The sequence below is a fragment of the Phytohabitans rumicis genome (assembly GCF_011764445.1).
In the GTDB taxonomy this organism is placed as follows: domain Bacteria; phylum Actinomycetota; class Actinomycetes; order Mycobacteriales; family Micromonosporaceae; genus Phytohabitans; species Phytohabitans rumicis.
Window position 1 is genome coordinate 6,884,173 of sequence record NZ_BLPG01000001.1, and the last position, 12,433, is coordinate 6,896,605.

The following is a 12,433-nucleotide window of genomic DNA, read 5'->3' on the forward strand; positions in this document are numbered from 1 at the left end:
GCGCTCCTACGTATAAATGGCGAGGTCGTTGCCCTGGTGGTTACGGGCCAGGTCACCGTCGACCGACGACGAGTTGACCTCGCGGATCGCGGCGATCTCGTTCGTCGACTGGTTGAAGACACCCTGGATCGTGTTGTAGTCGCCGTTCGCCAGGCGCTTCTGCAGGGTGAAGCCGACCTCGCGGGTATCGTTCTGGGAGAGTCGCCGGTTGTTGCGGAACCAGCTGACGATCTCGGTGATTGTCAGAAACACGATATATACCGCGGCGGCGATATTCGCGATGGCAATGGCCGCGATGATCAGCAATTCCAGCATGGCGTTTGCCCGTCCGTCACTGTACGAGTAGTAAGTCGGATTGTCCGAACGCCTCGGACAGTTCGTCGTCCAGGGCGTGCACCTCGAGGCGCCGCCCGTACGGCTTTCCGCCGGGGCCGCACGCGACCGAGTGCTGACCGTCCAGGAAGACCTGGATGATGTCCAACCGGCCGCCGGGTGCCGGGCCACGCAGCACGGCGCCCGCCTGCGCGACGCCCCCGCGCGGGCGGTTGTCGATGAACCACGTGATCACGTCTTCGTACCGCAGCGTGCGGTTGAAGATGGCCCGCGGCACCGCCAACAGCTCCAGCGCGCGGCTCAGCTCGCCGAGCAGGTCGTTCAGGTGATCCTGGCGTCGAGTCTCGTCCCGCATGTCGGCCTCCTACACGGTGTAGACCGCGACGTCGCGGCCGTAGTGCCGGCTGGCGAGATCGGCGCTCACCTGATCCGACTCGATTGTTCGCGACTCCAGCCAGCCCTGCGTCTGCGTGTTGAAGACCCCTTGCACCGTGCGGTACCGGCCGGTACTCAGGCGCTCCATGATGGTGGCGGCGATCAGGTTTCGGCCGCGCAACAAGCTCCGCCGGGCCTGAAACCACGACATCACGGTGTCAATTGTCAAGAACGCGATATAGACGACCGCGGCCGCCGCGCCGCCCGCGAGCAGACTCCCAATCCCGAGGAGGATCAACGTGATCGGATCCATGCTTCGCCCCCTTCGGATTTCGTACGGCCAGAATGGCGGGGCTTCAGGAAAGCTCAACGCCTATTTGGTTGGCGGATGCCGGCGGGCGGTTCGTTGATACATCGGATCATGCGAACCAATACGGGTGACATTTCAGGTGCGCTCTTCGTGGGCTTCGTGCATACCGCACCACGGCTCCCGGTCGGCTGCGGCGCGGGGGTCGGGCCAGGCCCGAGCGCGGCTGGGCGCGGGCTTGGGCGCGGGCTTTGGGTGCGTCGATCAAGGCTTTGTGCGTCGATCAAGGGCATATGGTCGTGGTTTGGAGATCGAGTCGCGGCCGTTTGCCCTTGATCGGCGGGCAAGTCCTTGATCGGCGCGCGACCGGGCGGGGACGGCCGCGGCTGGGGCGGGCGTAGGGCGGGGGTTAGCCGCCCAGGGCTGCGGTGAGCAGGCGCATGGAGCGGATGGCGGAGCGGATCTCCTGGAGGTAGCGGCCGGGGGTGAGCACCGGCTCGGGAGGGCGTCGTCGTCGGCCAGGCGGGGGTCTACGCCGACCGTGTCGACCGCGCAGCCGTACGGCAGGCCGAGCGTGCGGACCGCGTCGCAGTGCTGGAACGGCACGTAGATCGGGGCGGTCACCACGAGCACCCGGTCGCCCTTGGTCAAGCCGGCCCGCCCGGCCCAGAAGCGCTGCGTGTCGGTGGTGTCGGCACGGCGTACCCCTGGCTCGCTGGACGGGGCCGCGAGCACCAGGACCCGCGGGCCGTCGGCGGGCCGGTAGGTGCGCACGAACCAGGAGCCGTCCGGGGCCGTGTCGGTGTCGACCGGCCCTTCGACGCCGAACGACCGGCGGACGCCGAGGTCGAGGACGTCGGCCTCGTTGGTGCAGCCGTTCACCGCGGGCAGTGCCCTCTCGGCGGGGGACAGCGGCCGCAGGCTGCCCAGTAGGCCGATCTCGGTGGCCACGGTGCCGCGGTGCAGCAGGTGGGCGGCGTACGCGGTGCGCCGCAGGCAGGCTTGGGCGAGTCCGCCGAGCACGACGACGTGCCGGTAGTCGCGGCGCGGCGGCGGCTTGGCGGCGACCATGCCGAGGGCGGCGGCGGACTCCTCGACGACCGCGGCCACGTCGGGGTCGAGGTCGGGCTCGCGGGCGTCGGGGCGTTCGTTGCCGGACCGGAAGTCCCAGTGCGCGGCGGAGAAGGCGTCCAGCCAGGCCAGGAGCGTGGGGCTGTCGCCGCCCGGCCACCGGCCGTCGAACGCGGCGACGAGGTCGCGCAGGGGCGCCGAGGTGATCCAGCGAGCGACGCCGTCGAGCACGGCGGCCGGCTCGCCGGTCGGAAGCGGTACCGGCTGGACGTGCACCGTGGGATCTTAACGGGGATGGCGGTTACAGACTGTAGGTTGCCTCCGGGGTGGCGCCGATGGGAGCGTGCGTTATGACCGATGACCTGCTGGCGCGGCACAAGGCCGTCATGCCGACCTGGATGCCCATCTACTACCAGGAGCCGATCGAGCTCGTCTCCGGTTCCGGGTGCCGGGTCACCGATGCGGCCGGCCGGACATATCTAGATTTCTTCGGCGGCGTCCTGACGAACATGATCGGGTACGACGTGCCGGAGGTGCGCGAGGCGGTGGAGCGGCAGCTGCGCACCGGCGTGGTGCACAGCTCGACGCTGTACCTGATCCGCCAGCAGATCGAGCTGGCCGAGAAGATCGCCCGGGTGTCGGGCATCGAGGACGCCCGGGTCTTCTTCACGAACTCCGGCACCGAGGCCAACGAGGCGGCGCTGCTGGTCGCGACGAACCTGCGGCGGTCCAACCAGGTGCTCGCGGTGCGCAACAGCTACCACGGCCGGTCGTACGCGGCGATCGGCATCACCGGGCACCGGAGCTGGTCGGCGAGCAGCCTCAACCCGTTGCAGGTGTCCTGGCTGCACTCCGGTGACCGGCTGCGCGGCGTGATGGCCCGGCTGGCGGACGGCGACCACATCGACGCGGCGGTGGAAGATCTGCGCGAGGTGCTGGCCACCCAGACCGCGGGCGACGTGGCGTGCCTGATCGCCGAGCCGATCCAGGGCGTGGGCGGCTTCGTGCACGCGCCGGACGGGCTGTTCGCCGCGCTGAAGAAGGTGCTCGACGAGCACGGCATCCTGCTCATCTCGGACGAGGTGCAGACCGGGTGGGGGCGCACGGGTGAGCATTTCTGGGGTACCAGGCGCACGGGGTGACGCCGGACCTGCTGACGTTCGCCAAGGGCATCGGGAACGGCTTCGCCCTGGCCGGCGTGGTCGGCCGGGCCGAGGTGATGGAGGCGGTGCCGGCCATCTCGTTCTCCACGTTCGGCGGCAACCCGATTTCCACGGCGGCCGGCAACGCGGTGCTGGACTACGTGCTCGACCACAACCTGCAGGCGAACGCCCAGCGGGTCGGCGCGATCCTGCTGGAGGGCCTGCGGGCGGCCGCGGCGCAGCAGCCGATCGTGGCCGAGGTGCGCGGCAAGGGCCTGATGCTGGCGATCGAGTTCGTGCGGTCGGGCACATTGGAGCCGGACGCGGCCGTGACCACCCGGGTGTTCGAGGCGTGCAAGGCCGGTGGCCTGCTGGTCGGCAAGGGCGGCCTGTACGGCAACGTGCTGCGCATGGGGCCGCCGCTCACGCTCAGTGAGGAGGAGGCGCGGGAGGGCCTGGCGATCCTGGTGGACGCCATCGCGAGCGCCGCCGCGTAACAGTTCGGGGCTGGGGGGTTGCTGACCTCGTGCACTTGTCGTAAGAATCCTTCAAAGCGCTAACAGCGATTGAAGGGAAGTGACGCGCCCCCCATGAATAGTACAAGGCGTGACATTCTTCGCCGCGGGGTCGTCGCCGGCGTTCTGGCGACCCCCGCGGCCGGCCTGCTGTCGAGCTGTGCCATGGGCGGTGACGACGACGACTCTGGCACCGGCTCCGAGCGGGGCGAGAAGACCACGGAAAACCCGTTCGGGGTCAAGGTGGACGCGCCCCTCGAGGTCGTGATCTTCAATGGTGGGTACGGCGAGGACTACGCCAAGGCCCACGAGGCCATGTACACCGAGAAGTACCCGAAGGCGAAGATCACGCACTCCGCCACCCAGGAGATCAGCAAGACCCTCCAGCCACGGTTCGTCGACGGCAGCCCGCCCGACGTGGTCAACAACTCCGGTGCGGGCCAGATCGACCAGGGCGGGCTGGTGTCCCAGGGCGCCCTCAGCGATCTCACCGAGCTGCTCGGCGCGCCGAGCCTCGACGTACCCGGCAAGACGGTCAAGGACACGCTGCTGCCCGGCGTGGTCGAGGTGGGCAGCTACGACGGCAAGTTCTTCGTGCTGAACATCAGCTACACCGCCTACGGCATCTGGTACTCCACGAAGCTCTTCACCGACAAGGGCTGGGCGTACCCGAAGACCTGGGACGAGCACATCGCGCTGTGCAAGACCATCAAGGCGGCCGGCATCGCGCCGTGGACGTACGCCGGAAAGCACCCGCGCTACATGAGCTGGCCGGTGATCGCGACGGCGATCAAGTTCGGCGGCCTGGGCGTGGCCGAGGCGATCGACAACCTGGAGCCCAACGCCTGGAAGTCGGACGCGATGAAGGCGTCGGCGGACGCCTGGCACCAGATCGTGAAGGATGGTTTCATCCTGCCCGGCACGCCCGGCCTGGACCACGTGCAGTCGCAGACCGAGTGGTGCCGGGGCAAGGCGGCGTTCATCTCCTGCGGCTCCTGGCTGGAGAACGAGCAGAAGGCGGTCACCCCGGCCGGGTTCAACATGTCGGTGGCGCCCACGCCCAGCCTGGGCGCGAGCGACAAGCTGCCGTTCGAGGCGATGCGGGGTACGGCGAGCGAGCCGTTCATCGTGCCCGCGAAGGCCAAGAACGTGCCCGGCGGGCTGGAGTACTTCCGTACCATGCTGTCGATGAAGGGCGCCAAGGACTTCACCCAGAAGGTGTCCGCGCTCAGCGTGGTCGCCGGCTCCGCCGACGGCGCGACGCTCGGGCCCGGTCTGTCCAGTGTGGTCAAGGCGCTTGACGCCTCCGGCGCCAACGGCTTCAACTGGGTCTACCAGAACTACTACCGCAAGCTGGAGCGCGAATTGGTCGACGCGGCCTGCGGCGAGTTCTTCAGCGGGCGGATCGGCCCGGCCGAGTTCCTCGACCAGTGCCAGAAGGGCGCCGACTCCATCGCCAGCGACAGCTCCATCAAGAAGTACAAGCGGGCTTGATGCGACACGGCAAGTACCCCCTGATCATCGCCTTCCTTGTGCCGCCCCTGCTGCTGTACGGGATCTTCGTCCTGTCGCCGTACGTGCAGGCGTTCCAGATCTCCACAACGGACTGGGGCGGTTACACGGCCGACGCCAACTACGTCGGGTTCGACAACTTCACCCGGCTGTTCCGCGACGGCCAGATCTGGAACGCGATACAGAACAACGCGATCCTGCTGGCCGTCGTACCGGTGGTGACGATCGCGCTCGGCCTGTTCTTCGCGACGATGCTCAACATGGGCGGTCGCCGCGGGCAGGCCGGCGTCGTGGGGGTACGCGGGACCGGGGTGTACCGGTTGGTGTACTTCTTCCCGCAGGTGCTTTCCGTCGTGATCATCGCGGTGGTCTGGCGGGAGGTGTACCACCCGAACAACGGGTTGCTCAACGCCGCGTTGGGAGCCGTCGGCATCGACGGCCCCACGTGGCTCGGCGACCCGCGGTTCGCGTTCTGGTGCGTGCTGGCCGTGCTGGTCTGGAGCAACGTCGGCTTCTACGTCGTGCTCTTCGGCGCGGCCATGCAGGCGATCCCGCGGGACATCTACGAGGCGGTGCTGCTGGACGGCGCGTCCCGCCTCGTGACCGTCGTGAAAATCACCATCCCGCTGCTGTGGGACACCATCCAGGTCGCCTGGATCTACCTGGCCATCGCCGCGCTGGACGGCTTCATCCTGGTACAGCTAATGACCGACGGCGGGCCGAACTTCTCCTCCGACGTGATCGGCCTGCGGATGTACAACACCGCCTTCGCCTCGGACACCAGATTCGGGTACGCCTCGGCGATCGGCGTGGTGATGTTCTTCCTGACGTTGTCGGTATCGGTGTTGGCACTGCGGGCATCTCGTCGCGATCGGATTGATTACTCATGACGCTGGTCGAGGAGCGGGCGGTCGCCGCGCCGCCCCCTTCGCGAGATCGCAAGCTGCGCCGGGAGTGGGGCGTGGCCAACGTCTTCTCCCACGGCTTCCTCGTGCTGTGGGCGGTGCTGACCACGTTCCCGCTCTTGTGGGTGCTGGTCAGCTCGTTCAAGGACGACGGCGAGATCCTGTCCGACCCGTTCGGGGTGCCCGGCGCGCTGCGCTTCGAGAACTGGGCGCGCGCCTGGACCGAGGCCCACATTGGACGGTACTTCTTCAACAGCACGGTCGTGGTGCTCGGCTCGCTCACCCTGACGATGCTTTTCGGCGCGACCGCCGCGTACGTCTTCGCCCGCTACGAGTTCCGCTTCCGGCAGCTGTTCTACTACCTGTTCGTCGGCGGCATGATGTTTCCGGTGTTCCTGGCGCTGGTGCCGCTCTTCTTCGTGGTGCGCAACGCCGGGCTGCTGAACACCTGGCCCGGCCTGATGGTGGTTTACGCCGGCTACTCACTGCCGTTCACGGTGTTCTTCCTGAGCGCGTTCTTCCGCACCCTGCCGGAGTCGGTGGCGGAGGCGGCCCTGCTGGACGGGTGCGGGCACTTCCGGCTCTTCTTCCGGGTCATGCTGCCGATGGCCCGGCCGGGGCTGATCAGCGTGGCGATCTTCAACTTCCTGAGCCACTGGAACCAGTTCATCCTGCCGCAGGTGCTCATGCAGGGCGACGAGTCGAAGCAGGTGCTGGCTCAGGGGTTGGCCAGCTTGGCGGTGAGCCAGGGGTACGAGGGTGACTACAGTGGACTGTTCGCCGGCCTGACGATCGCCATGCTTCCGGTGCTCGGCGTGTACGTGCTGTTCCAACGCCAGATCCAGTCCGGCCTGACGGCCGGCCAGCTCAAGTGACGCGTGCAAGGAAGGGCACCCTGTTATCGCTTTTTGCATAATAAGGGGCCCTTCCTTGCACTCAGAACAGTGCGGCGTGCAGCGCCGCTGCTTCCTCGGCGGGGAGCACCCCGCGGGCCGCTAGCCAAGCAGCCGCCGCCGCCCCGTCGCCCGCCCGGGAGACGGGGGCCGCGGGCCACTGGTCGGCAAGCGCGGCTCCCACCGCCGGGGCCAGGGGAGTGGTGCCGGTCAGCAGGCCGCCGCCCAGCACGATCGGGGTGGCGTCGCCGGGCGGGCGGATCCGGCCCACGCTGGCGGTGAGCAGGCGGGCCGCCTCGGCGACCAGGGCGACGGCGGACGGATCTCCGGCGGAGTGCGCGGAGATCACCAGCGGGGCCAGCGCGGCCAGTTCGATGGCCGGGCGGTGGGTGACCCGCTGGACCAGGGAGTCGACCGTGTCCCGGGGGCGCTTCGCCACCGCCGTCGAGCCCAGCAAAGAGATCATGATCGAGCGGGTCAAGGGGCCGAGGTCCAGACTCGCGTCCAGCGCGGCGAGCGTCGTGCGTACCGCCTCGCGGCCGAGCCAGAAGCCGGAGCCGGCGTCGCCGAGCAGCCAGCCGTGGCCGTCGGCGACCCGGTCGAGGGCGAAGCCGCGCACCGAGGCGGCGATCGCGCCGGTGCCGGCGATGAGCACCGTGCCGTCCGGGGCGGCGGTGCCCGAGGCGTACGCGACGAGGGCGTCGCCGACGACGGTGAGCGGGCAGCGCAGGCCGGCCGCCCGCCAGGCCCGCTCGAACGCGTCGCGGGCCTCCGGGTTGGCGATCAACCGGCCCACCCCGGCGAGGCCGATGATGCCGGCGCGTACCCGGGCGGGGTCGACCGCGGCGAGGGCCTCGGCCAGCGCCTTGCCGAGCTCGGCGGCGGCCGGCTCCGCCCCGTGTGACGTGGGGTTTCCGCCGCCGGCGAGCCCGGACCCGAGCTGCTGTCCGCGTACCGAGACAACGAGCGCGCGGGTCGACGTGCCGCCGACGTCCAAGCCGATCACCAGTGGGTCTGACACCCGGACATCGTGGGTCAAGCCCACCTAGGAAAGCGCCTTCCCAGGGTAACAGTTTGAAAACTTCACCCAACATCTTGACAAGAGAGGCCCTTCAGTAAGAACTTTTACCACTAACAGTTAACAGTCTTTCCCGAAGTTCGAAAAGGTGGTGATCAAGGTGGTCGAATCTCCGGCGGCCATGGACGGCGTGCTCTTGACGGTCCGCGCCAAGCTGCCGGAGTTCACGGGAGCGCTGCAGCGGGTCGCGGAGCAGGTGTTGACCGACCCCGCCGGCGCCGCCCGCGCCACCATCGTCGAGCTCGCCGAGCGCAGCGGGACATCGCCCGCGACGATCACCCGGTTCTGCCGGGCGCTCGGCTTCGAGGGGTACGCCGATCTCCGGCTCGGCATCGCGGCCGAGACCGGACGGGCCCGGGCCGCCGGCTGGGCCGTCGACATCGGCCGGGAGATCGAGCCCGGCGACCCGCTGGAGAAGGTGCTCGAGCAGATCATGGCCGCCGACACGCGGGCCATGCACGACACCGCGACCCTGCTCGACCTCAGAGAGGTCGAGCGGGCCGCCGACGCCATCGCCGCCGCCTCCCGGGTCAATATCTTCGGCGCCAGCGGCAGCGCGCTGGTGGGCGAGGAGATGCAGTTCAGCCTGCACCGCATCGGCGTCGCGGCGTGGGCCTGGACCGACGTACACAATGGACTCGCCAGTGCCGCGCTGTTGCGCGGCGGCGATGTCGCGCTCGGCATCTCGCACGGCGGACAGACGCGGGAGACCATCGAGATGCTCGCCGAGGCGGGCAGCCACGGCGCCACCACGATCGCCCTGACCAGCTTCCCGCGGTCGCCGCTCGCCGAGCTGGCCGACGTCGTCCTGTTGACGGCGACCCAGGCCACCACCTTCCGGCCCGACGCGCTCTCCGCGCGCCACCCGCAACTCGTCGTCCTCGACCTGCTCTACATCGCCGTGGCCCAGCGCACCCATGACCGGGCACACGCGGCGTTCAAACGGACCGCCCAGGCGGTCGACGGTCACAAAGCACGCACAACCATCCACTGAGGAGAGTCACCATGTCAGAAACGAACCTTGACCGCCGTAAGCTCCTGGGCCGGGCCGCGGCCGCCGGTCTGCTCGCCACCCCGGCCGCGGGCCTGCTCAGCGCCTGCGTCGGTGGCGGCGATGACGAGACCCAGGAGCAGGCGCAGGGTGAGAAGAGCGCGACCAACCCGCTGGGCGTCGACCCTAAGGCCGAGCTGGAGGTCGTGATCTTCAACGGTGGCCTCGGCACCAAGTACGCCACCGACGTGCACATCCCCTCGTACAAGAAGGCGTTCCCCGAGGCGAACGTGAAGTTCTCCCAGGCCGAGGAGATCGCGACCGTCCTGCAGCCGCGGTTCACCAGCAACACGCCGCCGGACATGGTCAACAACGCCGGTTCGAAGCTGATGGACCAGGGCGCGCTCGTGCAGGCCGGGCAGGTGCAGGACCTCACCGACCTGTTCGCCGCGCCGTCGCTGGACGACCCCAGCAAGGCCCTCAAGGACACCCTGGTGCCGGGCACGGTGGAGCAGGGCACGTTCAACGGCAAGCCGTACGTGCTGAACTACGCGTTCACCACCTTTGGCCTGTGGTACTCGGACAAGCTGTTCAAGGCCAACGGCTGGACCGCGCCCAAGACCTGGAGCGAGTTCACCGCGCTGCTGGACCAGATCAAGGCCAAGGGCATCACCCCCTACGCGTACGCCGGCGCGAACGCCTCGTACTACCAGTACCTGGTCATCCTCACCACCGCTGCCAAGATCGGCGGCCCGGACGTGCTGAAGAACATCGACAACCTGGAGGACGGCGCCTGGACCGCGGAGCCGGTCAAGCAGGCCGCGCAGCTCTGGGGCGAGATCGGCGCCAAGTACATGCTCAAGGCGCACCTGGGCATGAAGCACACCGAGGTCCAGCTGCAGCAGAACCAGGACCGGGTCGCGTTCTACCCCAGCGGCTCCTGGCTGGAGAACGAGCAGGCGAAGGACACCCCGGCCGGCTTCAACTACGCGGTCATCCCGGTGCCGAGCGCGACCAGCTCGGACAAGCTGCCCCAGACGGCCATCTACGCGGCGGCCGGTGAGATGTACTTCGTCTCGTCCAAGGGCAAGAACCCGCGCGGCGGCATGGAGTACCTGCGGCACATGCTCTCGAAGGAGGGCGCCAAGGGCTTCACCCAGCTCACCAAGGTGCTCACCGTGGTCCAGGGCGCGACCGAAGGCATGACGATCTCGCCCGGCCTCACCAGCTCCGAGGCCATGCTCAAGGCGGCCGGCAGCGACTACTTCGCCTACCGCTTCGACACCTGGTACAAGAAACTGGACGACGAGGCTCGCGCGGCCACCAACGAGCTGATGTTCAGCGGCGGCAACGCGGACAAGTTCGTGACCCGGATGCAGAAGGTCGCGGACGCCGTCAAGAAGGACCCGTCCATCGAGAAGTTCAAGCGGTAATCATCATGCGGCATGGCAAGTACCCGTTCATCGTCGGTTTCCTGATCGTCCCGGTCAGCATCTACGTGACCTTCGTCATCGCCCCGTACCTGCAAGCGTTCTACCTGGCGATGACCAACTGGCGCGGTGTCTCGGCGAACCCGAAGTTCATCGGCCTGGACAACTTCCAGCGGTTGCTGCAGGACGACGTGTTCTGGAAGGCCGTACGGCACCACGGTGTGCTGTTGCTTGTCATGCCGCTGGCCGCCATCGCGATCGCGCTGTTCTTCGCGTTCCTGCTGAACGTCGGCGGGGGCTCGCGCGGCGGCATCATGAGGGGGGTCTGGGGTCGAAGTTCTACAAGCTCGTGTTCTTCTTCCCCCAGGTCCTCGCCATCGTCATCATCGGCGTGATCTTCCAGCGGGTGTACGCCCCGGACGACAGCGGCCTGCTCAACGGGTTCCTCGGCATCTTCGGCGTGGACCCGGTGCTCTTCATGGCCAACCCGAACATCGCCCTCTACGCGATCATCGCGGTGCTGGTCTGGCAGGCGGTCGGCTTCTACGTCGTACTCTTCTCCGCCGGCATGGCCTCGATCCCGCGTGACATCTACGAGGCGGCCACGCTCGACGGAGCCGGCGGGGGCAGCATGTTCTTCCGGGTCACGCTGCCGCTGCTGTGGGACACGCTCCAGGTCGCGTGGGTCTACCTGGGCATCGCCGCGTTCGACGCGTTCGCCATCGTGCAGGTGCTCTCCGTCGACCAGGGTGGGCCGGACGGGGCCACCACCGTGCTCGGCATGGAGATCTACCGCAACGCGTTCTCGTACTCGCAGTTCGGCTACGCCTCGGCGATGGGCGTCGCGCTGTTCTTCCTCACCATCACGTTCGCGGCGCTCACCCTGCGGGTGAGCCGGCGCGAGACGGTCGAGCTCTAGGGGGTATCGATGGCAACGACAACACCGGTACGCCCCGCCCGGCACGCCACCAAGGAGCCTGCGGCGGAACGCCGGCGCGAGATCCGGATCTTCTCCCGCCTCGCCCATGTGGGCCTGGCCATCTGGGCGATCCTGGTCATCGCCCCGCTGGCCTGGACGATCCTCGCCTCGTTCAAGAACAACACCGAGATCTTCCTGGGCAGCCCGTTCAGCCTGCCGTCCCACTTCAGCTTCGACAGCTACGCCCGCGCCTGGAGCGACGCGCACGTCGGGCGCTACTTCCTCAACAGCGTGTTCGTGGTGTCGATCAGCACCGCCGGCACCATGCTCTTCGGCTCCATGGCGGCGTACGTCCTGTCCCGCTACAAGTTCATCGGCAACCGGTTCATCTACTACCTGTTCGTGTCCGGGCTGGCCTTCCCGGTGTTCCTGGCGCTGGTGCCGCTCTTCCTGATCGTCAACAACCTGGGGCTGCTCAACACGTACACCGGGCTGATCCTGGTCTACATCGCGTACTCGCTGCCGTTCACCGTGTTCTTCCTGGCCGCGTTCTTCAAGACGCTGCCGAACTCGGTGGCCGAGGCCGCGGTGATGGACGGCGCCTCGCACACCCGGCTGTTCTTCCAGGTGATGATGCCGATGGCCAAGCCCGGCCTGGTCAGCATCACGATCTTCAACATCCTGGGGCAGTGGAACCAGTACCTGCTGCCGGTGACCCTCATGCAGGGCGAGAACGCCGACCAGAAGTGGATGCTCACCCAGGGCATCGCGAGCATCTCGATCTCGGCGGGTTACGAGGCGGACTGGTCGGCCCTCTTCGCCGCGCTCACCCTGTCGATCCTGCCCATGATCGTCATGTACGGCTTCTTCCAGCGCCAGATCCAGCAAGGACTCACCGCAGGCGCGGTGAAGTAGAAGTAGAACAAATGTCGGACCCGTGGGGCAGAATGCGCCCGTGGAGG

13 protein-coding genes and 1 pseudogene are annotated in these 12,433 nt (G+C 68.1%); 9 read left to right on the forward strand and 5 right to left on the reverse strand.

Translation table 11 applies throughout. The features are described 5' to 3' along the window. Positions 1–6: 6 nt before the first annotated feature. The 4 genes from Prum_RS31325 to Prum_RS31340 all read right to left on the reverse strand — a co-directional run bounded on the left by Prum_RS31325 (position 7) and on the right by Prum_RS31340 (position 2,362). Positions 7–315 (reverse strand): hypothetical protein, encoded by a 309-nt coding sequence (locus tag Prum_RS31325; protein WP_173079740.1) that lies wholly within the window; start codon positions 313–315, stop codon positions 7–9. Between the two features lie 16 nt (positions 316–331). Further along, entirely contained in the window at positions 332–688 is a 357-nt protein-coding gene (locus tag Prum_RS31330) for a hypothetical protein (RefSeq protein WP_173079741.1), read from the reverse strand. Between the two features lie 9 nt (positions 689–697). Next, positions 698–1,021 carry a hypothetical protein gene (locus tag Prum_RS31335; RefSeq protein WP_173079742.1) on the reverse strand — a complete coding sequence of 108 codons (324 nt, stop codon included), beginning with the start codon at positions 1,019–1,021 and terminating at the stop codon, positions 698–700. A 258-nt stretch (positions 1,022–1,279) separates the two neighbouring features. Beyond that, the gene (locus Prum_RS31340; protein ID WP_246278207.1) at positions 1,280–2,362 is read right to left on the reverse strand and encodes a hypothetical protein; all 1,083 of its coding nucleotides are present in this window, start codon (positions 2,360–2,362) and stop codon (positions 1,280–1,282) included. 74 nt (positions 2,363–2,436) lie between these two features. Here Prum_RS31340 and Prum_RS31345 point away from each other — a divergent pair. From Prum_RS31345 to Prum_RS31360, 4 genes and pseudogenes are all read left to right on the forward strand, one after another. Beyond that, positions 2,437–3,725, forward strand: a pseudogene (locus Prum_RS31345) (aspartate aminotransferase family protein). Between the two features lie 93 nt (positions 3,726–3,818). Then, entirely contained in the window at positions 3,819–5,237 is a 1,419-nt protein-coding gene (gene ngcE, locus Prum_RS31350) for an N-acetylglucosamine/diacetylchitobiose ABC transporter substrate-binding protein (protein ID WP_173079743.1), read from the forward strand. Continuing rightward, entirely contained in the window at positions 5,237–6,145 is a 909-nt protein-coding gene (locus Prum_RS31355; protein WP_173079744.1) for a carbohydrate ABC transporter permease, read from the forward strand. Before ngcE (Prum_RS31350) ends, Prum_RS31355 begins: the two co-directional genes overlap by 1 nt. Next, positions 6,142–7,035 (forward strand): carbohydrate ABC transporter permease, encoded by an 894-nt coding sequence (locus tag Prum_RS31360; RefSeq protein WP_173079745.1) that lies wholly within the window; start codon positions 6,142–6,144, stop codon positions 7,033–7,035. Before Prum_RS31355 ends, Prum_RS31360 begins: the two co-directional genes overlap by 4 nt. Positions 7,036–7,096: 61 nt before the next feature. On the opposite strand, the gene Prum_RS31365 is transcribed toward Prum_RS31360, so the two are convergent. Continuing rightward, complete coding sequence (locus Prum_RS31365) at positions 7,097–8,074, reverse strand: N-acetylglucosamine kinase (RefSeq protein WP_173079746.1); 978 nt, start codon at positions 8,072–8,074, stop codon at positions 7,097–7,099. 178 nt (positions 8,075–8,252) lie between these two features. Here Prum_RS31365 and Prum_RS31370 point away from each other — a divergent pair, with 178 nt between their 5' ends. From Prum_RS31370 to Prum_RS31385, 5 genes are read left to right on the forward strand one after another with little or no spacing between them, the layout of a single operon-like run. Further along, on the forward strand, positions 8,253–9,125 hold the full coding sequence (locus tag Prum_RS31370; protein ID WP_173084356.1) for a MurR/RpiR family transcriptional regulator: 873 nt from the start codon (positions 8,253–8,255) through the stop codon (positions 9,123–9,125). A gap of 11 nt (positions 9,126–9,136) precedes the next feature. Continuing rightward, positions 9,137–10,555 carry an N-acetylglucosamine/diacetylchitobiose ABC transporter substrate-binding protein gene (gene ngcE, locus Prum_RS31375; RefSeq protein WP_173079747.1) on the forward strand — a complete coding sequence of 473 codons (1,419 nt, stop codon included), beginning with the start codon at positions 9,137–9,139 and terminating at the stop codon, positions 10,553–10,555. 5 nt (positions 10,556–10,560) lie between these two features. Then, a complete protein-coding gene (locus tag Prum_RS54590; protein WP_308785389.1) occupies positions 10,561–10,947 on the forward strand; it encodes an ABC transporter permease family protein in 387 nt (128 codons plus the stop codon). Then, positions 10,902–11,471: a carbohydrate ABC transporter permease gene (locus Prum_RS54595; protein WP_308785390.1), complete on the forward strand. Its 570-nt coding sequence runs from the start codon at positions 10,902–10,904 to the stop codon at positions 11,469–11,471. Before Prum_RS54590 ends, Prum_RS54595 begins: the two co-directional genes overlap by 46 nt. 9 nt (positions 11,472–11,480) lie before the next feature. Further along, positions 11,481–12,386: a carbohydrate ABC transporter permease gene (locus Prum_RS31385; protein WP_173079748.1), complete on the forward strand. Its 906-nt coding sequence runs from the start codon at positions 11,481–11,483 to the stop codon at positions 12,384–12,386. The last annotated feature ends 47 nt before the right edge of the window (positions 12,387–12,433 follow it).